The 428-nt window shown below is 60.0% G+C and carries 1 protein-coding gene; it reads right to left on the bottom strand.

The window, feature by feature from the left end; translation table 11 throughout:
• Positions 1–242 (bottom strand): hypothetical protein (locus tag CK944_RS23900; RefSeq protein WP_205049149.1); only part of this gene is annotated, 242 nt, incomplete at its 3' end.
• Positions 243–428 lie beyond the last annotated feature (186 nt).

The following is a 428-nucleotide window of genomic DNA, read 5'->3' as shown; positions in this document are numbered from 1 at the left end:
TTTGCCAGTTCGGACGCAGCGGCATAAACGCTTGGCTCTCGGTCGGGCTCCATCCACTCTGCTGGCCGAGTCATGGCAGCAAGCCGGGTCCATGTATGCGCAGCCGCGCGGCCGACGCCGAGATGCGGGGCGACCCGCTCCACAAGGTGAATAAAGGCGTCGCGCTGCCATCCGGAAGGCAGGGATGGGTAGACTGGCAGATCGCGACGGGAATGGGCCTTTGCGGTAAACGTTCGTGCCATTTGCTCCTCGGAAACTGGGAGCACGGGAGCCGCAGCCAAAACGCATTCGTTCGCACAGATGCGTTTTCACGCTTGATTTTTGGGACGGATTCAATCACGATCGCTCCTAACAAGTAGAGCTGATACAGGTCGGCAAACCTGTGTTATTGAACCTCCCCTCGTGCGGACCCCGCGCGGGGGTTTTCT

It is taken from the genome of Paracoccus sp. SY (assembly GCF_002901215.1).
Lineage (GTDB): Bacteria > Pseudomonadota > Alphaproteobacteria > Rhodobacterales > Rhodobacteraceae > Paracoccus > Paracoccus acridae.
The sequence above is the reverse complement of the archived record's forward strand: the minus strand, read 5'-3'. Positions and strand labels throughout refer to the sequence as shown.